The organism is Aeromonas sp. ASNIH5 (assembly GCF_002902865.1).
GTDB lineage: Bacteria > Pseudomonadota > Gammaproteobacteria > Enterobacterales > Aeromonadaceae > Aeromonas > Aeromonas caviae.
This window is the reverse complement of sequence record NZ_CP026122.1, coordinates 3,982,501-4,002,451: the sequence shown is the minus strand read 5'-3', so window position 1 is coordinate 4,002,451 and position 19,951 is coordinate 3,982,501. Positions and strand designations below refer to the sequence as shown.

The window sequence follows — 19,951 nt, the reverse complement described above, 5'->3', positions numbered from 1 at the left end:
AAGAGGGGCCCTGGGGGGAACAACCAGCGGATCATGCTGCCCGCGTCGGTCAGGAACAAAATAAACGGCCCACCCCGAGGGGGTGAGCCGTCAAAAACTGGCTGGTTTCACTGCTCGTCTTCGGGTTCTGCCAGCCAGATCTGCTGATCCGGATCCGTCTCTTCGCAGACCGAAATGCTGACACCCATGTCGAGCAGCTCATGCAGGGTGAGATTGTCTGCCAGAGTCATGGTGTCGCCGTTTTCATTGGTAAAGCGCATGGTGTCCGTCCTCTCCGTGGTGGGATCGACTCAGTTTAGTCAAAGGCGCTGAGTTGGGATAACCAGGGACGCTCCTGGCCGGTGCGGCTGGCAAGCTCCCCCAGGCTGTCACACACCTCCTCCGGAAAGAGGGTCCTGCCCCAGAGGCGGCGGGAGAGCGCCCCCACCTCCTCCCCGGCCCCGGCCAGCAACCAGTCGGCCAGCTCTCCTGCCACATCGGGATAGCGTACCCTGCCAGGAGAAGGGGCCTCCAGCCAGCTTCGCACCGCATTGGCATCCAGGCTGTCCATCAACTGGGCCAACCCCATCAGCTCCAGGGTCCTGCCGTTGGTCAACTGCTCGAACTGGCCACCCAGGGGTTTGACCAGCAGCTTCTTGCCAAGGGAGAGCGCCTCGGAGGCAAGCTCGAATCCCGCATTGCTGATGACCCCGCGACAACCGGCCAGCGCCAGCTTGAACCCCTCTCTGGCCTGAGGTTCAAAGCGGATGTTGCGCCACTCGCTGCGCTTGCGCACCTCGGGATGGAAGCAGATGAACGACTGCTGGCTGAAACGCGACAACAGGGCCGCGATCGTCTCTGTCTGCTCGAATGGCAGATAGACCAGGATCTGCTGGTTGTCCGGCACCGGCTCGAGGGGATCGACGATGGGAGGCAGCAGGGGCTGGCCGAAATGGAACCAGTGCAGCCCCAAGGACTGGCGTACCGGCGCAAAATGGCGCATCAGCTGGCGGTTGAAGCCGCTCTCCCCCCAGCGCGGGATCGGCCAGTCGAAGCTCGCCTGATGGCTGATGGTGAGGCTGGGTTTGCCCCAGCGGCGAGCAGCATGGGCACTGAGCGGCTCGAAGTCGCTGATGACCAGATCGTACTCGCGACAATCGAGGGCACGCAGATCTTGCCAGAAACGCAGGGGAGAAAGTCCCTTGAGGGTGCGCCAGCCCGAGATGCGCCCCTGATGGCTGGCGAAAGTGATACCGGGGAAGGTGCGATAATCCCCGAACTCCCCCATCTCGAAGTAGCCGTCGGCGGCGCGCCCGCTGAACAGATAGTCCACCGCCACGCCCCTGCTCTTCAATGCGCGCGCCAGGGTCCGGCTGCGACTGATATGACCGTTGCCGGTCCCCTGAACGCCGAACAGTATCCTCATCCCTGGCTCCAACCCAGCGCCCAGAGGGCGCAACCACCACCAAGCAGCGCCCCGGCCACCAGATCGCTCAGATAATGCACCCCGAGCAGCAGGCGGGACGCCCCCACCAGCGCGGCCCAGACAAACAGCAGCGGTGCCCAGAGCGAGAAACTGGCGGCCAGTACGGTCGCCATCAGAAAGGCGGCCGCGGTATGGCCCGAGGGCAGGCTGTAACGATCCGACGGGGTGATGAAGACAGGCAGCCCTGCCGGGCGCTGGCGTTTGAGGGCATTCTTGAGCAGCAGGTAGAGCGGCAACTCGAGGGCAAACGCCCAGAGCGCCACCCTGACCGCCTCCTGCCCGGCGCTCCCCTGCCACCAGAGCAGGCAGGCCGCCACGGCATAGAGGGGGCCGTCACCGGTACGGGAGACAAGCCGGCTTATCCTGGCCTGCGGCTGATTGTAGGGGTGGAGCAGGCAGACACGGCACACCCGCAGGTCCCATTGCTGGATCTTGTTCATCACGGCCCTCCCTTGCATCCTGAGTGCAGACTAGGAGGGCGGCATGACACTTCGTTGACGCCCAGATAACAGATTGATGAAAAAAAGGGCCCAGGGGCCCTTTTTCATCCGTCATCCCGAAAAAGTCAGTTCAGGGCACCGCGCAGGCCGTTTTCCATCAGGCGGCAGTTGTGGGCCGCGAGGCGGCTCATGAAGTGCTCGTCCACCGTCAGACCAAACACCTGTTCGTAGAGATCCTTCATCACGAAAGGCTGCCACATCATGCTGAGGAAGGAGATCTTCAGCATCTCGGGGTCCAGGTTGTCCGCCAGCTGGCCGTTGGAGCGCATGGATTCGAGCAGGGCATCGAACTGGGGAAGTTGGCGATCCAGCAGGCGGCTCAGCACAAAATCACGCCCCGGGCTCTTTTCAGTGGACAATGCGCTGGAGATGGCGGAGGTCAGCTCGCTGTTGGGCGCCATCACCTGATAGTAGGTGTTGAGCAGATCGGTCAGGCTGCGGTTGCTGCTCTCGTCGTGCCAGGCTTGCTCGAGGGGCTCGGCCACATCCCCCAGCACCGCCTTGTAGAGGCCTTCCTTGCTGCCGAAGTAGTAGTGGATCATCGCCAGATTGGAGCCTGCCAGCTCGGCAATCTCGCGGGTCGTCACCTTGCTGTAGGGGGTGTTGAGAAAACGTTCGCGTGCGGCGGCAAGCAGCTTGTCACGAATGTCGGAACGTCCGACTGGACGGCCAGGTCTGCGTTTTTCCATGGAATACCTCAGATAATTCAGCAAGGGCTGATAAGTCGATCTGATTGTGCGGGTGATCGAGTACAGCAGGAATGACCAGATAATCAGGCATGAACCGAATATGGGACAAGAGAATTTGCACTCCTTTACAATCCGATTAAATAAACCAGTGAATTGAACCTGTCCATTCCGGTTGACACAGCATAAAAATCTCGTTATTGGTAGTAGCGTTATCGACTGGAAGGATTGAGACATCATGCGTATTGCCGCTCCGCTACTACTGCTCTCCCTAATCGCGACTCCTCGCGCGGGATCCTTGTAGCCGGGCTAAGGCATAGCCGGAATTTACAGAAACCCGTGCACCCCGCACGGGTTTTTTTATGCCATGCAGGATGCACGCAGCGAACTTAGGAAGAGGGAAGTCACATGTCAGATCGGGTCATCATATTCGACACCACCTTGCGTGATGGTGAGCAGGCGCTGTCGGCCAGCTTGACGGTCAAGGAGAAGCTGCAGATCGCCCAGGCGCTGGAGCGGCTCGGTGTCGATATCATGGAAGTGGGTTTCCCCGTCTCCTCCCCCGGCGATTTTCAATCGGTTCAGACCATCGCCCGCCACATCAAGAACAGCCGGGTCTGCGCCCTGGCTCGCGCCCTGCAAAAAGACATCGATGCCGCTGGCGAAGCCTTGAAAGTGGCAGAGGCGTTTCGCATCCATACCTTCATCTCCACCTCCTCCATCCACGTGGAGAGCAAGCTGAAAAAGAGCTTCGAAGACGTGCTGGAGATGGGGGTCGGCGCCATCAAGCACGCCTTGCGCTACACCGATGACGTGGAGTTCTCCTGCGAAGATGCGGGCCGCACCCCGATAGACAACCTGTGCCGCATGGTGGAAGCCGCCATCAAGGCCGGCGCCCGCACCATCAATATCCCGGATACCGTGGGCTACACGGTGCCGACCGAATTCTCCGGCATCATCCACACCCTGTTCAACCGAGTACCCAACATCGACAAGGCCATCATCTCGGTGCACTGCCACGACGATCTGGGCCTCTCGGTGGCCAACTCCATCAGTGCCGTGCAGATGGGGGCCCGCCAGATCGAGTGCACCATCAACGGCATCGGCGAGCGTGCTGGCAACTGCTCCCTGGAAGAGGTGGCGATGATCCTGAAAACCCGCGCCGACCTGCTCGGGGTACACACCAACATCCGCCACAGCGAGATCCATCGCACCAGCACCCTCGTCAGCCAAATCTGCAACATGCCGGTGCAGCCCAACAAGGCCATCGTCGGCGCCAACGCCTTCTCCCACAGCTCAGGCATCCATCAGGACGGCGTGCTCAAGGCGAAGAACACCTATGAAATCATCACCCCCGAGAGCATCGGTCTCACCCAGAACAACCTCAACATGACCTCCCGCTCCGGCCGCCACGTCATCAAGCACCGGATGGAGTCCATGGGCTACGCCGAGAGCAGCTACGACCTCGACGATCTCTACGCCAAGTTCCTCACCCTGGCCGACAAGAAGGGCCAGGTGTTCGACTACGACCTGGAGGCCCTCGCCTTCTTCAGCCAGATCCACGAGGAGCCCGAGCACTTCAAGCTGGAGTACCTCGGCGTGCAGAGCGGCAGCTCGGTGCTCGCCACCGCCTCGGTCAAGCTCAAGGTAGGCCAGGATCTGGTGTGCGAGGCCGCCACCGGCAACGGCCCGGTGGATGCGGTCTACCAGTGCATCAACCGCATCACCGGCTACGAGATCCGCATCGACAAATACGAACTCAAGGGCAAGGGCGAGGGCAAGAACGCCCTCGGCCAGGTGGACATCGTCGCCGAGTACAAGGGACGCAAGTTCCACGGCATGGGGCTGGCCACCGACATCATCGAATCCTCGGCCCAGGCCCTGGTTCACGTGATCAACAGCATCTGGCGCGCGGACCAGGTGGCCGAGCAGATGGAGCGCAACCACACCATCAAATCGGAAACCGTCTGAGCCCGCCGCCGGACAAGATGACAGCATGACATGGGGAGGACCGGGGCCAGGGCCGTGGCCCGGACCGGCCTCCCGGATGAAACGGAATCACACTATCAAGACGGAGAGAGTATGAGCAGTTATCGGATCGCAGTATTGCCGGGTGACGGCATTGGCCCGGAAGTGATGGCAGAGGCCATCAAGGTACTGGAAAAGGTGCAGACCAAATTCGGCTTCTCCCTCGACTATGACCGTCACGACGTCGGCGGCATCGCCATCGACAACCACGGCACACCGCTGCCCCAGAGCACGATCAAAGGCTGCGAAGCGGCCGATGCGGTGCTGTTCGGATCGGTGGGTGGCCCCAAGTGGGAGCACCTGCCGCCCAACGATCAGCCGGAGCGCGGTGCCCTGCTGCCCCTGCGTGCCCACTTCAAACTGTTCTGCAACCTGCGCCCGGCCCGCATCTACACCGGTCTGGAGCAGTTCTCCCCGCTGCGTGCCGACATCTCCGATCGCGGCTTCGACATCGCCTGCGTGCGCGAGCTGACCGGCGGCATCTATTTCGGCCAGCCCAAGGGGCGTGAAGGGGAAGGCGCCACCGAGAAGGCCTTCGACACCGAGGTGTACCACCGCTTCGAGATCGAGCGCATCGCCAAGATAGCGTTTGAATCGGCCCGGGTGCGCAAGTCCAGGGTCACCTCCATCGACAAGGCCAACGTGCTCGCCTCCTCCATCCTGTGGCGCGAGGTGGTGACCGAGGTCGCCAAGTCCTACCCGGACGTGGCCCTGAACCACATGTACATCGACAACGCCACCATGCAGCTCATCAAGGATCCGTCCCAGTTCGACGTGCTGCTCTGCTCCAACCTGTTCGGTGACATCCTCTCCGACGAGTGCGCCATGATCACCGGCTCCATGGGCCTGCTTCCCTCCGCCAGCCTCAACGAATCCGGCTTCGGCCTGTTCGAGCCGGCCGGTGGCTCGGCCCCGGATATCGCCGGCAAGGGGATTGCGAATCCCATCGCCCAGATCCTCTCCGCCGCCCTGATGCTGCGTTACAGTCTCGGCCAGGAAGCAGCCGCCCAGGCCATCGAGCAGGCCGTGGCCCAGACCCTGGCAGAAGGCTATTTCACCGCCGACCTGCATCAGGCCAGCGCCACGCACCCGGTGCAGAGCACGGCCGACATGGGCAGCCAGATCGCCGCGCGCATCTGATCCCACGGCATCGATAACAAGGAAACCGAGCAATGTCCAAGACCCTCTATCAGAAAGTGTTCGACGCCCACGTGGTGCGGGAAGTGGAAGGGGAAACCCCTCTCATCTACATCGACCGTCACCTGGTGCATGAAGTGACCAGCCCCCAGGCATTCGACGGCCTGCGCGCCATGAACCGCCAGCTGCGTCGCCCGGATCTGACCTGGGCCACCATGGATCACAACGTCTCCACCACCACCAAGGACATCGCCGCCTCCGGTGAGATGGCCCGCATCCAGATGGAGACACTCGCCGCCAACTGCAAGGCGTTCGGGGTTCGTCTCTATGACTTGAACCACAAATATCAGGGCATCGTCCACGTGATGGGCCCCGAGCTCGGCATCACATTGCCCGGCACCACCATCGTCTGCGGTGACTCACACACCGCCACCCACGGCGCCTTCGGCTCGCTCGCATTCGGTATCGGCACCTCCGAGGTGGAACACGTGATGGCCACCCAGACCCTGAAACAGGGCCGCGCCAGGACCATGCGTATCTCTGTCAACGGCAAGCTGGCCGCAGGCATCAGCGCCAAAGACGTGGTGCTCGCCATCATCGGCAAGGTGGGTCACGCAGGCGGGACCGGCTACGTGGTGGAGTTCGCCGGTGAAGCCATCGAGGGGCTCACCATGGAAGGGCGCATGACGGTGTGCAACATGGCCATCGAGCTCGGCGCCAAAGCGGGCATGATTGCCCCCGACCAGACCACCATCGACTACATCCGTGGCAAGGAGTTCGCTCCCAAGGGGGAGGCGCTGGAACAGGCCATCGCCTACTGGCTGACCCTCAAGAGCGACGAAGGTGCCCACTTCGACGCCGAAGTGGTGCTCGACGCCGCCGACATCGCCCCGCAAGTGACCTGGGGCACCAACCCGGGCCAGGTGATTGCCGTCAATGAGCCCATCCCTGCACCGGAATCCTTCGCCGATCCGGTGGAGCAGCAGTCCGCCCGCAAGGCCCTCGCCTACATGGACCTGCAACCGGGCCAGAAGCTCTCCGACGTGGCCATCGACAAGGTGTTCATCGGTTCGTGCACCAACAGCCGCATCGAGGATCTGCGCGCTGCTGCCGCCATCGCCCGCGGTCGCAAGGTCGCCGCCGGGGTACAGGCCCTGGTGGTGCCGGGCTCCGAGCAGGTGAAGGCCCAGGCCGAGGCCGAGGGGCTGGACAAGATCTTCATCGAGGCAGGCTTTGAGTGGCGTTTGCCCGGCTGCTCCATGTGTCTGGCCATGAACAACGACCGGCTGCAACCGGGGGAGCGCTGCGCCTCCACCAGCAACCGCAACTTCGAGGGGCGTCAGGGTCGTGCCGGTCGCACCCACCTGGTGAGCCCGGCCATGGCCGCCGCCGCCGCCGTCACCGGCCACTTCGCCGACATTCGCGCGCTGTAACGACAAGGAGAACATGATGACAGGTTTCAAACAGCATAAAGGGATCGTCGTTCCCCTCGACAGCGCCAACGTCGACACCGACGCCATCATTCCCAAGCAGTTCCTGCAGAAGGTGAACCGCATCGGCTTTGGCAAGCACCTGTTCCACGACTGGCGCTTCCTGGACGATGCAGGGGAACAGCCCAACCCGGAGTTCGTACTGAACAAACCGCAATTCGCTGGTGCCAGCATCCTGCTGGCCCGCGAGAACTTCGGCTGCGGCTCGAGTCGTGAGCACGCCCCCTGGGCGCTGGCGGACTACGGCTTCAAGACCATGATCGCCCCGAGCTTTGCCGACATCTTCTACGGCAACGCCATCAACAACGGCATGGTGCCGGTTCGTCTGAAAGAGGAGGAGGTCGACGCCCTGTTCCAGCTGGTCGCCGCCCAGCCGGGTATCGAGATCGAAGTGGATCTGGAGGCCAACCAGGTGCGTGCAGGCAGCCTCACGTTCAGCTTCGAAATCGACGAGTTCCGTCGCTACTGTCTGCTCAACGGGCTGGATGCCATCGGTCTGACCCTGCAGCACGAGGCCGCCATCAGCGCCTTCGAGGCGAAGCAGCCAAGCTGGATTTGACGAGCCTGCGACAAGAAAACGAGTAGAATCAACAGGGAGCCGAGGCTCCCTGTTTTATTGTCGGGTCGCGGTACAAAACCCGCCACCTCTGCATGTCCGACAGGAGACACCTATGTCCGCAAGGGGCGCCCTTTCATTGCTCTGCCTGCTGCTCAGCCTCCCGGCCCTGGGCGGGCAGACCTCTTTCACCAACAGTGGCGGCCAGCTCAACGTTGGCTGGCAGGACAAGGAGGGCAAGGCGCAGCAGCTCAGCTACCGGCTGGAGGCGGGCAAGCTGCCCCCTCTCATCGCTTACCGTCCGGCCAGGATGCAGGAAGACGTACTGCAAAGCCTGCTGCAACAGGCCCCCCTGGCGTTCCCCGAGGTGCAGTTCTCCCTCGTTCGCCCCGCCATGAGCCTCAGCATCAAGAGCCGCAACGCCGACAAGGCGCGGGAAGCCTCCCAATGGGTCAAGCCCGAGCAGGCCAAACTGGAGGCCGCCTGGCTCACGCAGCACTACTTCCAGCCCTTCACTGCCCCCGACGGCGCTCCCGCCATCAAGCAGGATCATGTGCGCATCGCCCTGGAGAGCCGGGACGAACTGGCCCCGTTGATGGAGCAGCTCAAGCAGGAAGGGGCCACCGAGACCGAGGCGCGCCAAAAGACGGTGGCCCACATGCTCGACTTCATCCAGGCCATCCCTTATCAACTGCTCGACAGCCAGTCGGGCCGCTCTGGCAAGGGATTTCTGAGCCCGCGCCAGGTGCTGGAGCAGAACCGGGGGGATTGCGACAGCAAGGTGACCCTGATGGCCGCCCTGCTGGCCCAGGGGTATCCCGATCTCAAGCAGGCCATGGTGTTCGTGCCGGGACACGCCCTGCTGGGGGTGGCCCTGCCAGCCAAACCGGGGGACGCCACCTTGAGCCGGGCGGGGGAGACCTACCTCCTGATGGAGCCGACCGGCCCGGCCCAGCTGCCCATGGGCCAGCTCGCGCCCACCAGCAAGACGCTGGTCGACAGCGGCCAGTTGAGCGTGCAGCCGGTGCAGGATGAGGGGAAATGAGACAGGCCAGCCCATGGCTGGCCTGTCTCGAGGAGGACGGGCGCCCGGGTCTCAGGTGAGGGAGAGAAACTCCAGCGCCAGCAGGAGACCGTCTTCTTCCTCCAGCACCCGCACGATGCGAGCCTGGGCCTCGAAGGGAGGCAGAAGATTGCTGCTGGTCGCCAGGCTCACCCGGATGGGCTGGGCCAGATCGAACGCGTGCTTGTTCACCTCGACGCCCATGCCGTTGGCGCTGAGATCCCGGCAGACCCCCTCCAGCACCTGCTGATGCTGGAACAGGGTGACGGGGGCATTGATGACCATGCGCTGGAAGGCACGTCTTTCCTTGGTGCTGGTGATCACTGGGGACTTCCTCCTTGGTGGTGGCTCGCACGATGCGGCCCGTGAAACATAGTGCTGGCCTCCCCCCAGGAACGCCAATACAATGCGATGCGTTGCTCAAACGGGGTGCGGTTTACCGCTGAGATTATACCCGTGAACCTGATCCAGATAATGCTGGCGGAGGAATTTGAGGCATGGCGCGCGTTTTTTGTGCCCTCATCCGCCGGCGCTCACCACACGCGAGGTGCCATTGATGAGCACCCCGACATCCACAGGAGTGCCATTGATGAAGACCCTGCTGCTGATCGCCACCAGCCTGCTCTCTGCCCAGGCGTTTGCCGCCGACACCCTCACCGTCTACACCTACGGCTCCTTCGCCGCCGAATGGGGGCCGGGCCCCAAAATCAAGCAGGCCTTCGAGAAGGAGTGCGGCTGCACCCTCAATCTGGTGCCCCTCGAGGATGGCGTCGCCATCCTCAACCGGCTGCGGCTGGAAGGCCAGCACAGCAAGGCCGACATGGTGCTGGGGCTGGACGATGCCCTCATCAGCGAGGCCAAGCAGAGCGGCCTGTTCGCCCCCCATTCCACCAGGCTCGATGGTCTCAAGGTACCGGGTGGCTGGCAAGACGACACCTTTGTCCCCTATGACTACGGCTACTTCGCCTTCGTCTATGACAGCAACAAGCTCAAGCAGCCCCCCAAGAGCCTGAAGGAGCTGGTGGCACGTCCCGATATCAAGGTGATCTATCAGGATCCCCGCACCTCCACCCCTGGTCAGGGGCTGATGCTCTGGATGAAGTCGGTCTACGGGGATGAGGCACCGACCGCCTGGGCGCAACTGGCCAAAAAGACGGTCACCGTCACCAAGGGGTGGTCAGAGGCCTACGGCATGTTCCTCGACGGCGAGGCGGACATGGTGCTCTCCTACACCACCTCCCCCGCCTATCACCTGATCACCGAGAGCAAACCCCAGTACCGGGCGGCCGCGTTCGAGGAGGGTCACTACCGCCAGGTGGAAGTAGCGGCCAAGCTCAAGGGCGCCACACAGGGCAAACTGGCTGACCAGTTCCTGCAATTCATGGTGAGCCCCGCCTTCCAGAACGAGATCCCCGGCGGCAACTGGATGTATCCGGTGACAGACGTGGCGCTGCCCAAGGGGTTCGAACAAATGATCACCGTAGCGAAGCCACTCACCTTCAGCTCTGACGAGGTGGCCGCCAACCGCAAGGGGTGGATCCGCGAATGGCTGCAAGCCGTCACCCAGTGAGTTCAGGTCGTCGTTCCCTCTGGTGGCTGCCCGGCAGTGCAGCCACCCTGGTCATCCTGCTGCTCTCCATTGGGCCGCTGGTCGCCCTGTTGTGGCAGGCGGGGGCCCTCTCCCCCCGCGCCCTGCTAGGCGATCCCTACCTGCGCCACGTGCTGGGTTTCAGCCTCTGGCAGGCACTGCTCTCCACCCTGCTGAGCCTGGGGCTTGCCATCCCGGTGGCCAGAGCCCTGGCGCGACGCCGTTTCACCGGACGCCGCCTGCTGCTCAAGCTGTTCGGCCTCTCCCTGGTGCTGCCAGTCATCATCGCCATCTTCGGCATGGTGGCGGTGCACGGTCGCCAGGGCTGGCTGCCGCAACTGCTGCACGGCCTGGGCCTGGATCCCGGCAACTACCTCTATGGCCTGTTCGGCATCCTGCTGGCCCATGTCTTCTTCAACATGCCGCTGGCCGCCCGCCTCATTCTGCAGAGCATAGAGAGCATCCCCGAGTCCTCCTGGCGCCTCGCCAGCCAGCTCGGCATGCGCTCCTCCCACATCTTCCGGCTGCTGGAGTGGCCGCTCATCCGCGGCATCTTGCCGGGGCTCGCCAGCCTCATTTTCATGCTCTGCTTCACCAGCTTCACCACAGTGCTGGCGCTCGGGGGCGGCCCCAAGTCCACCACACTGGAGGTGGCCGTCTACCAGGCGCTGCGCTTTGACTTCGATCTCGCCACCGCTGGCGGGCTCGCCCTGGTGCAACTGCTGCTGACCCTGGCCCTGCTCCTGCTGCAACACAAGCTGCAGACCACCCCGGCCAGTCGCCTCACCAGCCGTCGCCCCTGCCTGCGTCCCGACAGACACCAGAAGGGCAGCGCTCTGGTGGATGGGCTGGCCCTGACCATGGGGCTCGCCATCTTCCTGCCGCCCCTGCTGGCCATCGTGGTCGCCGGGTTCAACCCCGGTCTGCTGGCGGCGCTCGGCTCACCCCGGCTGTGGCAGGCAGGGGGGCAGTCTCTGGGCATAGCCCTGGCGGCGGGCTCTCTGGCCACTTTGCTCGGCGCCGGGCTGCTGCTCACCAGCCGGCATCTGAGGGTGCGGGATCGCAAACGGCGGGCCGCCGCCCTGTGGGAGGCCAGCGGCTCCATGATCCTGATGATCCCGGCGGTGGTGCTCTCCACCGGCCTCTTCATCCTGTTCATGCCCTTCACCGACGTCTTTGCCCTGGGCCCCTGGCTGGTGGTGCTGGTCAACGCCCTGATGGCGCTGCCCTATGTGCTGCGTACCCTCTCGGCCCCCATGCAACTGGTGGTGCGCCAGTACGATCGGCTGGCGGACAGCCTGGGGGTGCGCGGCCTGCATCGCCTGCGCCTGGTGGAGTGGCCCCTGCTACGCCGTCCGCTGGCCCTGGCCATGGCGCTCTCGATGATATTGTCCCTCGGGGATCTCGGGGCCATCGCCATGTTCGGCAGCCAGACCCTCACTACCCTGCCCTGGCTGCTCTATCAGCAGCTTGGCAGCTACCGGCTGACCGAGGCGGCCGCCACCGCCCTGCTGCTGCTCACCCTCTGCTTCTCCCTGTTCTGGCTGGTGGAGCGGGGACTGGGAGGCAGGCATGTGGATCACTGATCCCCGGCGGCATTGCCGCCTCCCTGCCCCCGGATCCGTCCAGGCATGCCCCTGGGGTGTCCCTTGGAGCAGTCACTCACGCTATCTTTCATCAATTTTTCTTACTTGTTGTTCTATAAAACGACATTCAGGAGCCAAACATGCTGGTAATTGAGGAACTGGTCACCAGTTATCCCGACTGGCAGGTGACCTTCAGTGCGACCTTGCCCAAGGGGGAGATCACCGCCCTCATCGGTCCGAGCGGCGCCGGCAAGTCCACCCTGCTCGGCATGATCGCGGGCTTCGTGCCGGTGGAGTCGGGCACCCTCACCTTCGACGGCCAGGATCTGCTGTCACTGGGCCCCGCCGAGCGCCCGGTCACCACCCTGTTCCAGGATCACAACCTCTTCCTGCACCTGTCGGTGTTCGACAACATCGCCATCGGCCTGCATCCCGGCCTGCGCTTGAATCCGGCCCAGAAAAGGCAGGTGCAGGAGGCCGCTGACAAGGTGGGCCTGGGGGAGATGCTGACGCGCCTGCCGGAGCAGCTCTCCGGCGGCCAGCAGCAGCGGGTGGGGCTGGCCCGCGCCCTGGTGCGGGGCAGGCCGCTGCTGCTGCTGGACGAGCCCTTCTCGGCCCTCGATCCGGCCCTGCGCCGGGAGATGCTGGCGGAGGTCGCCCGCCTCGCCTGCGAGCAGGGCATCACCGTGCTGATGGTCTCTCACAACCCCGAGGATGCCCAGCTCATCGCCGATCAGGTGCTCTTCATCGACGCGGGACGCATCGCCTTGCAGGGCAAGCCGGATATCCTGCACAGCAGCGATCACCCCGGGCTGCTGCGCTACCTGGGCCGCGCTCTGGCGCCACAGTGAAGGGCTGACAAGCAGATGGTCTCTCCCTGTCGTTCCCAGGACGATGCCCAGCTCATCGCCGATCAGGTGCTCTTCATCGACGCAGGGCGCATCGCCTTGCAGGGCAAGCCGGATATCCTGCACAGCAGCGATCACCCCGGGCTGCTGCGCTACCTGGGCCGCGCTCTGGCGCCACAGTGAAGGACTGACAAGCTGATGGTCTCTCCCTGTCGTTCCCAGGACGATGCCCAGCTCATCGCCGATCAGGCGCTCTTCATCGACGCAGGGCGCATCGCCTTGCAGGGCAAGCCGGATATCCTGCACAGCAGCGATCACCCCGGGTTACTGCGCTACCTGGGCCGACCGAGAGAGGCATGAGATAGGCGGGATCAAAAAAGGGGAAGCCGGACGGCTTCCCCTTTCTCATGCAGAGATCCCGTCAAATCAGAGATTTTCCTCGGCGAACGAAGCCAGCCGGCTGCGCACCACCCCGTTCAGGAAGATGTTGGCACTGCCGTCGAAATCCTTGAACCGCTCGACGATGTAGGTCAGACCCGAGGTCACCGGGCTCAGGTAGTTGGAGTCTATTTGAGCCAGGTTGCCGGAGCAGACGATCTTGGTCCCCTCCCCGCAGCGGGTGATGATGGTCTTGATCTGGGACGCGGTCAGGTTCTGGCACTCGTCCAGCAGCACGAAGGTGTTCTGGATGCTGCGCCCGCGCATGAAGTTGACCGATTTGAACTGGATATTGGCCTTCTCCATGATGTAGCTGAGCGACCCGCTCATGTTCTCGTCCTGCTTGTGCAGCACCTCCAGGGTGTCGGTCACCGCCGCCAGCCAGGGCATCATCTTCTCTTCTTCGGTCCCGGGCAGGAAGCCGATGCTCTCGGCAATTTCCGGGGTATTGCGGGTGACGATCACCTTCTCGTAGATCCCCTTCTCGATCACCAGCTCCAGCGCCGCCGCCATGGCAAGCAGGGTCTTGCCGCAGCCCGCCGGGCCGGTCAGGATCACCAGGTCGATGTGCGGATCCAGCAGGGCATCCAGCGCCATGCCCTGATAGACGTTCTTGGGATGCACCCCCCAGGCCTTGCGGGACATCAGCCGCTCGCGGCCGAGATCTTTCAGGCGGATCTTGTTGCCGTCGTGGCTCAGTACCCGCGCGGCAAAGAAGTTCTCCTCGTCCAGCAGGTACTGGTTGACGTGGACTCCCTCCAGCAGGTTGGCATCGATAACGTGGACCGTATCGCGGCCATGGGTTTCGCTGTCGCACTCGCCGACCCGCTCCCAGAAGCTGCCGGGCACCACCTGGAAGCCCTTGGCGAGCAGGCGGATGTCGTCGATGAGCTGGTCGCTGCGGTAATCCTCCACATGGGCAAGACCTGCTCCCTTGGCCTTGAGGCGCATGTTGATGTCTTTGGTGACCAGCACCACCTGACGCTTCATCTCGTGCTTTTGCAGGTAGAGGGCGGCGTTGATGATGCGGTTGTCCGCCTCCTTGTCGGTGAACACCTCGGCATCCTGGGGCAGATGGTGATCGCTGAAGATGGAGATACGGCCGCTCGCCTCGCCGGCCAGCGCCACTCCTTGCACTATCTGCTCCGGAGTCGCATCGCGGAACACATCTTCCAGGGCACGGATGGCGATGCGGGCATCACGGCTGACGTCCTTCTGGCGATCCTTGATGTTGTCGAGCTCTTCGAGCACCGTCATGGGGATGAGCACGTCGTGCTCTTTGAAGGAGTAGATGGCGAGGGGTTCGTGAAGCAGAACGTTGGTATCCAGGATAAACAGCTTTCGGTCCGTGTTGTCCATAAGCATCCTCCTTGGCACTGAAGGTGCCACGTGTGTGAATCTCAGATGTCATTGAAACCACACGGCCGTGACAGTTTTATTACCCCCAACGCTACGCCCGAATTTACCGGTGCGCAACAAATCGCTGCCATCATGGGCGTCGTTCGAACATAAAATCAGCAACAAAAAGGCCAGCATGTCGCCGGCCTTTGGTGGCAATCAGCACCTCAACCGCACTTGGAATCCCCGCAGTTGAGACAGGTCATGCAGCCATCTTTTTGCACCAGCGCCTTGGTGTGGCACTTGTAGCAGAGCGCGGCACTGGGTGGGAAACCGCTGCCCGCCGGCTGCTCTTCTGCCTGTTGCTGTGCCTGCAATTGCGCCTGCTTCTCGGCCAGGAACGCCTGCTGGTGCTCGTCCAGCCCGGGCACCTTGAGCATGCCGATCTCGGTGAGATGGGTTTCGATCACGTTGCCAATTTCGGCGATGAGAGAGGGCACGTACTTGCCCTTGTTCCAGTACCCCCCCTTGGGATCGAACACGGAGCGCAACTCCTCCACCAGAAAGGTGACGTCCCCTCCCTTGCGAAACACCGCCGAGATGATGCGGGTCAGCGCCACTATCCACTGATAGTGCTCCAGGCTCTTGGAGTTGATGAAGATCTCGAACGGGCGCCGGGTCTCGTGCACCGTGCCCTCGTTGAGAATGATGTCGTTGATGGTGATGAACAGCGAGTGCTCGGAGACATGCTCCGGCGTTTTCAGCTTGTAGGTGGTGCCCATCAACCGCTCCGGGCGCAACACGGTTTCATGCATGTGCACCACGTCATCCTGGGGCGTCGGCGCATCTTGCGGCTCATCCCGGGTTTTTACCTTGTAGGCGACGATTTTTCTGTCGATTTTCTTGACCATGTCTCGTCCTCAGAACTTGCCGTAATAGCCTTCTTTCAAGGCGTCATAGAGGTTGGCGGCGGTGTGCAGCTCGCCATCGTATTCGATCTCCTCGTTCCCCTTCGCCGTGATGACGGTGCCATCTTCCAGGGTGAACTCGTAACTGGTGTTCTCCAGATCCTTCTCCTTCACCAGCACGCCCTGGAAGGCGGCCGGGTTGAAGCGGAAGGTGGTACAGCCCTTGAGGCCGGAGTCCGAGGCATAGAGGTAGATATCCTTGAACTGCTCGAACGGAAAATCGGTCGGCACGTTGGCGGTCTTGGAGATGGAGGAGTCGATCCAGCGCTGGGCCGCCGCCTGGATATCCACGTGCCCGGTCGGCGTGACGTCGTCCGCGGTGATGAAGTAATCCGGCAGGCGGCTACCCTCCTCCTCGGCATAGGGCATGGCGGCCGGGTTCACCAGCTCGCGATAGGCCAGCAGCTCGAAGGAGTAGACATCCACGCTCTCCTTGCTCTTCTTGCCCGGCTTGATGACATTGCGGCTGTAGTGGTGGGCAAAGCTCGGCTCGATGCCGTTACTGGCGTTGTTGGCGAGCGACAGGGAGATGGTACCGGTCGGCGCTATGCTGCTGTGATGGGTGAAGCGTCCACCCACCTCAGCCAGCTCGGCTACCAGAGCGGGATCCACCTCGGCCACCTGCTGCATGTAGCGGCTGTAGCGGGCATGCAACACCTTGCCCTTCACCTTGTCGCCGAGCTTGATGCCATCTGCCGCCATTTCGGGGCGCAGACGCAGCATCTTGCCGGTGACTTCGAACTCCTGCTCCATGATGGGGGCCGGCCCCTTCTCCTTCGCCAGACGCAGAGACTCCTGCCAGCCGGTCATCGCCAGCTCCTGGGAGACCAGTTCGGTGAAGGCGACGGAGGCCGCAGAGCCGTACTTGATGCGCAGCATAGTGAGGGTCGAGCCCAGCCCCAGGAAGCCCATGCCATGGCGACGCTTGGCGGTGATCTCCTCGCGCTGCTTGGCCAGCGGCAGCTGGTTTATCTCCACCACGTTGTCGAGCATGCGGGTGAAGATGGCCACCACCTTGCGAAACGCGGGCCAGTCGAAGGCAGCCTGCTCGGTGAAGGGATCGCGCACGAAGGTGGTCAGGTTGACCGAGCCCAGCAGGCAGGCCCCATAGGGCGGCAGAGGCTGTTCACCGCAGGGGTTGGTGGCACGGATCTCTTCGCAGAACCAGTTGTTGTTCATCTGGTTCACCTTGTCGATCAGGATGAAACCGGGCTCCGCATAGTCGTAGGTAGAGGTCATGATGACGTTCCACAGCTTGCGCGCGGGCAGGGTCTTGTAGACCTTGCAGGCCACCTGGCCCAGCTCGTTGATCACCACACCCTCCTTGTTGGGCCAGTCCGCCCAGACCACCCTCGCAGGGTCATCCAGCGCGATGCCATCCTGCTCAACCTCCTTGGCGGTGTAGGGGAAGATCAATTGCCAGGGGGCATCCTCCTTCACCGCACTGACGAACTCTTCGGTGATGAGCAGGGAGAGGTTGAATTGACGCAGGCGACCATCCTCCCGCTTGGCCTGGATGAACTCGACGACATCGGGGTGACGGATATCCATGGTGCCCATCTGGGCGCCACGACGGCCACCGGCAGAGGAGACGGTAAAGCACATCTTGTCGTAGATATCCATGAAGGAGAGCGGCCCGGAGGTATAGGCCCCCGCTCCCGAGACGAAGGCTCCGCGCGGTCGCAGGGTTGAAAAATCATAGCCGATGCCACAACCCGCCTTCAGGGTCAGCCCCGCCTCGTGCACCTTGCCGAGGATATCGTCCATCGAATCCTCAATGGTGCCGGAGACGGTGCAGTTGATGGTGGAGGTCGCCGGCTTGTGCTCAAACGCCCCGGCGTTGGAGGTGATACGGCCCGCCGGAATGGCACCATTGCGCAGGGCCCACAGGAAGGGTTCATACCAGGTGTCGGGTTCGCGCTCCTGCGCAGCCAGCGCGCGAGCGACACGCTGGTAGGTCTCGTCGATGGAGCCGTCGATGGGGGCGCCATCCTTGCTCTTGAGACGATACTTGCTGTCCCAGATCTCGAGAGACGTCTCCTGCAGAGGGATCTGGCGGCTGGCGGTGACGCCCTCCAGTACCGGAATGGATTTAGCCATGGTCAATCAACCTCCTGTGAATGGGGCAATATCGTGACAAAAATACTACCAGTAGTGAATTTAAGAACTCAAAGCACAATATATTGTGATTTATCCGTCATAAGGGCGCCGATTCTATCCTAAAAAAATGCCCCGGCCAGCAGATTTCTGGGCCAGGGCATTTAACCGGTTCAATTTCCGAGAGATTTAAAGCGAGAGACTATCTCAGGGTTTCTTGACGTATACGCTCGGAGTCTCACCCGCCATATTCAGATAGAACTCATAGACGCCATCCGCCTCGGGCGAGAACTTCATGTCCTCATACTTGGAGCACGGGTTGACCGGTACAGGTTCCCCGCCGAGCACGGCAACGCCATCGCTCGGGCTCTTGTAACCGAAGTTGGTGCCACAACTCCAGCCGGAGTCGGCAAACTTGAACTTGTAAGGAGCCCACTCTTTCTTGAGCGTCCCCTTGGCCATGTAGAGCTTCTCGGCAACCTTGACGACCTTGCTTTCGTCGGTGGCCATCCAGTCGTTCATCTCACCACGCAGGTAGATGGACTTGCCGCCGAAGTCGCTGTTGTCCGCCGCTGCCTGCTCTGCACCACCATTGGATGCGCAACCGCCTAATACCAGGGTTCCCGCCGCCAGCATCATCGTTACTGTTCTTTTGAACATGTGTCCATTCCTCAAATTATTGTGATTCCTTGGTCCATCGATGTGGACCCGAGAATTAAACCAGAGCAGGCATGACAAGAAAGGTAGAAGCATCACATTCTGTGCTTTTTATATCCAGAATGCAGGCTTTCGAATAGATATTGAACAGATACAGGCCGCAAACAAGTCGATATTGGCTGGGATGATGAATGCGAGTATCAGAAAACACGGCGGGAAACAGCACCATAGTGCCCGCTTGCCCTCCAGTGAGGGCTGAATTTCAGGCAATAAAAAACCCCGCTCGAGTGAGCGGGGTTTCTTGTATTGGGTGCCTGGCAGTGTCCTACTCTCGCATGGCGAATGCCACACTACCATCGGCGCTACAGCGTTTCACTTCTGAGTTCGGCATGGGGTCAGGTGGTTCCACTGCGCTATTGCCGCCAGGCAAAATCTTCAATCTGAAAAAGCTGATTTAGTTATTCGTTCTCGGTATCTGCTACAAGTCTCTGAACACTTCTTGGGTGTTGTATGGTTAAGCCTCACGGGTAATTAGTATGGGTTAGCTCAACACGTCGCCGCGCTTACACACCCCACCTATCAACGTTGTGGTCTCCAACGGCCCTTTAGGACCCTCAAGGGGTCAGGGATGACTCATCTCAGGGCTCGCTTCCCGCTTAGATGCTTTCAGCGGTTATCGATTCCGAACTTAGCTACCGGGCAGTGCCACTGGCGTGACAACCCGAACACCAGAGGTTCGTTCACTCCGGTCCTCTCGTACTAGGAGCAACTCCCTTCAATCATCCAACGCCCACGGCAGATAGGGACCGAACTGTCTCACGACGTTCTGAACCCAGCTCGCGTACCACTTTAAATGGCGAACAGCCATACCCTTGGGACCGACTTCAGCCCCAGGATGTGATGAGCCGACATCGAGGTGCCAAACACCGCCGTCGATATGAACTCTTGGGCGGTATCAGCCTGTTATCCCCGGAGTACCTTTTATCCGTTGAGCGATGGCCCTTCCATTCAGAACCACCGGATCACTATGACCTACTTTCGTACCTGCTCGACCTGTCCGTCTCGCAGTTAAGCTGGCTTATGCCATTGCACTAACCTCCTGATGTCCGACCAGGATTAGCCAACCTTCGTGCTCCTCCGTTACTCTTTGGGAGGAGACCGCCCCAGTCAAACTACCCACCAGGCACTGTCCGCGAGCCCGATTCAGGGCCCTGCGTTAGAACATCAAACATACAAGGGTGGTATTTCAAGGACGGCTCCAGCGCAACTGGCGTCACGCCTTCAAAGCCTCCCACCTATCCTACACATGTAGGTTCAATGTTCAGTGCCAAGCTGTAGTAAAGGTTCACGGGGTCTTTCCGTCTAGCCGCGGGTACACCGCATCTTCACGGCGAATTCGATTTCACTGAGTCTCGGGTGGAGACAGCATGGCCATGGTTACACCATTCGTGCAGGTCGGAACTTACCCGACAAGGAATTTCGCTACCTTAGGACCGTTATAGTTAC

Annotated in this window: 17 protein-coding genes, 2 rRNA genes, 2 pseudogenes and 1 riboswitch (1 of these 22 cut by a window edge); of the genes and pseudogenes, 10 read left to right on the top strand and 11 right to left on the bottom strand. The window is 61.8% G+C overall.

The features are described from left to right. Positions 1-107: 107 nt before the first annotated feature. From C2U30_RS18885 to C2U30_RS18870, 4 genes are all read right to left on the bottom strand, one after another. On the bottom strand, positions 108-260 hold the full coding sequence (locus C2U30_RS18885) for a hypothetical protein (RefSeq protein ID WP_010673158.1): 153 nt from the start codon (positions 258-260) through the stop codon (positions 108-110). Between the two features lie 35 nt (positions 261-295). Next, entirely contained in the window at positions 296-1,405 is a 1,110-nt protein-coding gene (locus C2U30_RS18880) for an MJ1255/VC2487 family glycosyltransferase (RefSeq protein WP_103244288.1), read from the bottom strand. Then, positions 1,402-1,905 (bottom strand): phosphatase PAP2 family protein, encoded by a 504-nt coding sequence (locus C2U30_RS18875; protein ID WP_043156166.1) that lies wholly within the window; start codon positions 1,903-1,905, stop codon positions 1,402-1,404. The genes C2U30_RS18880 and C2U30_RS18875 overlap by 4 nt, the downstream gene beginning before the upstream one ends. A 125-nt stretch (positions 1,906-2,030) precedes the next feature. Continuing rightward, positions 2,031-2,654 (bottom strand): TetR/AcrR family transcriptional regulator, encoded by a 624-nt coding sequence (locus C2U30_RS18870; RefSeq protein WP_010673155.1) that lies wholly within the window; start codon positions 2,652-2,654, stop codon positions 2,031-2,033. Between the two features lie 405 nt (positions 2,655-3,059). Here C2U30_RS18870 and leuA point away from each other — a divergent pair, with 405 nt between their 5' ends. The 5 genes from leuA (at position 3,060) to C2U30_RS18845 (ending at position 8,907) form a co-directional block, all read left to right on the top strand. Beyond that, positions 3,060-4,622 carry a 2-isopropylmalate synthase gene (gene leuA / locus C2U30_RS18865; RefSeq protein ID WP_010673154.1) on the top strand — a complete coding sequence of 521 codons (1,563 nt, stop codon included), beginning with the start codon at positions 3,060-3,062 and terminating at the stop codon, positions 4,620-4,622. A gap of 111 nt (positions 4,623-4,733) precedes the next feature. Next, positions 4,734-5,819, top strand: coding sequence for a 3-isopropylmalate dehydrogenase (leuB, locus tag C2U30_RS18860; RefSeq protein ID WP_039041178.1), 1,086 nt, complete (start codon positions 4,734-4,736; stop codon positions 5,817-5,819). A gap of 32 nt (positions 5,820-5,851) precedes the next feature. Further along, positions 5,852-7,249, top strand: a complete 1,398-nt coding sequence (gene leuC, locus C2U30_RS18855) for a 3-isopropylmalate dehydratase large subunit (protein ID WP_043156165.1) — start codon at positions 5,852-5,854, stop codon at positions 7,247-7,249. A 16-nt stretch (positions 7,250-7,265) separates the two neighbouring features. Then, entirely contained in the window at positions 7,266-7,865 is a 600-nt protein-coding gene (leuD, locus tag C2U30_RS18850; RefSeq protein WP_010673151.1) for a 3-isopropylmalate dehydratase small subunit, read from the top strand. Positions 7,866-7,977: 112 nt separating this feature from the next. Next, positions 7,978-8,907 carry a hypothetical protein gene (locus tag C2U30_RS18845; RefSeq protein WP_043156162.1) on the top strand — a complete coding sequence of 310 codons (930 nt, stop codon included), beginning with the start codon at positions 7,978-7,980 and terminating at the stop codon, positions 8,905-8,907. A gap of 51 nt (positions 8,908-8,958) precedes the next feature. On the opposite strand, the gene C2U30_RS18840 is transcribed toward C2U30_RS18845, so the two are convergent. Then, entirely contained in the window at positions 8,959-9,249 is a 291-nt protein-coding gene (locus C2U30_RS18840; RefSeq protein ID WP_039041182.1) for a PilZ domain-containing protein, read from the bottom strand. Positions 9,250-9,340: 91 nt separating this feature from the next. After that, positions 9,341-9,431: riboswitch (TPP riboswitch) on the top strand. A gap of 83 nt (positions 9,432-9,514) precedes the next feature. Between C2U30_RS18840 and thiB the strand changes: the two genes are divergently transcribed. From thiB to C2U30_RS22815, 5 genes and pseudogenes are all read left to right on the top strand, one after another. Next, positions 9,515-10,495, top strand: a complete 981-nt coding sequence (thiB, locus tag C2U30_RS18835; protein ID WP_043156160.1) for a thiamine ABC transporter substrate binding subunit — start codon at positions 9,515-9,517, stop codon at positions 10,493-10,495. Next, positions 10,471-12,099 (top strand): thiamine/thiamine pyrophosphate ABC transporter permease, encoded by a 1,629-nt coding sequence (gene thiP / locus C2U30_RS18830; RefSeq protein ID WP_050485252.1) that lies wholly within the window; start codon positions 10,471-10,473, stop codon positions 12,097-12,099. Before thiB ends, thiP begins: the two co-directional genes overlap by 25 nt. Positions 12,100-12,239: 140 nt before the next feature. Further along, positions 12,240-12,950, top strand: a complete 711-nt coding sequence (gene thiQ / locus C2U30_RS18825; protein WP_049637131.1) for a thiamine ABC transporter ATP-binding protein — start codon at positions 12,240-12,242, stop codon at positions 12,948-12,950. Positions 12,951-12,989: 39 nt separating this feature from the next. Further along, positions 12,990-13,130, top strand: a pseudogene (locus C2U30_RS22820) (thiamine ABC transporter ATP-binding protein); the annotation flags it as partial. Between the two features lie 12 nt (positions 13,131-13,142). Beyond that, positions 13,143-13,307 (top strand): annotated as a pseudogene (locus C2U30_RS22815) (thiamine ABC transporter ATP-binding protein); the annotation flags it as partial. A 66-nt stretch (positions 13,308-13,373) separates the two neighbouring features. On the opposite strand, the gene C2U30_RS18820 reads toward C2U30_RS22815, so the two are convergent. The 6 genes from C2U30_RS18820 to C2U30_RS18795 form a co-directional block, all read right to left on the bottom strand. Then, entirely contained in the window at positions 13,374-14,744 is a 1,371-nt protein-coding gene (locus tag C2U30_RS18820; protein WP_010673145.1) for a PhoH family protein, read from the bottom strand. 206 nt (positions 14,745-14,950) lie between these two features. Further along, entirely contained in the window at positions 14,951-15,634 is a 684-nt protein-coding gene (locus C2U30_RS18815) for a TSCPD domain-containing protein (RefSeq protein ID WP_010673144.1), read from the bottom strand. Between the two features lie 9 nt (positions 15,635-15,643). Then, positions 15,644-17,791, bottom strand: a complete 2,148-nt coding sequence (locus C2U30_RS18810; protein ID WP_103244729.1) for an adenosylcobalamin-dependent ribonucleoside-diphosphate reductase — start codon at positions 17,789-17,791, stop codon at positions 15,644-15,646. 204 nt (positions 17,792-17,995) lie between these two features. Beyond that, the gene (locus C2U30_RS18805; protein WP_103244287.1) at positions 17,996-18,448 is read right to left on the bottom strand and encodes a pullulanase; all 453 of its coding nucleotides are present in this window, start codon (positions 18,446-18,448) and stop codon (positions 17,996-17,998) included. A gap of 309 nt (positions 18,449-18,757) precedes the next feature. Then, positions 18,758-18,872 (bottom strand): 5S ribosomal RNA (rrf, locus tag C2U30_RS18800). An 83-nt stretch (positions 18,873-18,955) separates the two neighbouring features. Then, positions 18,956-19,951: ribosomal RNA gene (locus C2U30_RS18795) — 23S ribosomal RNA — on the bottom strand; it runs 1,893 nt beyond the window's last position.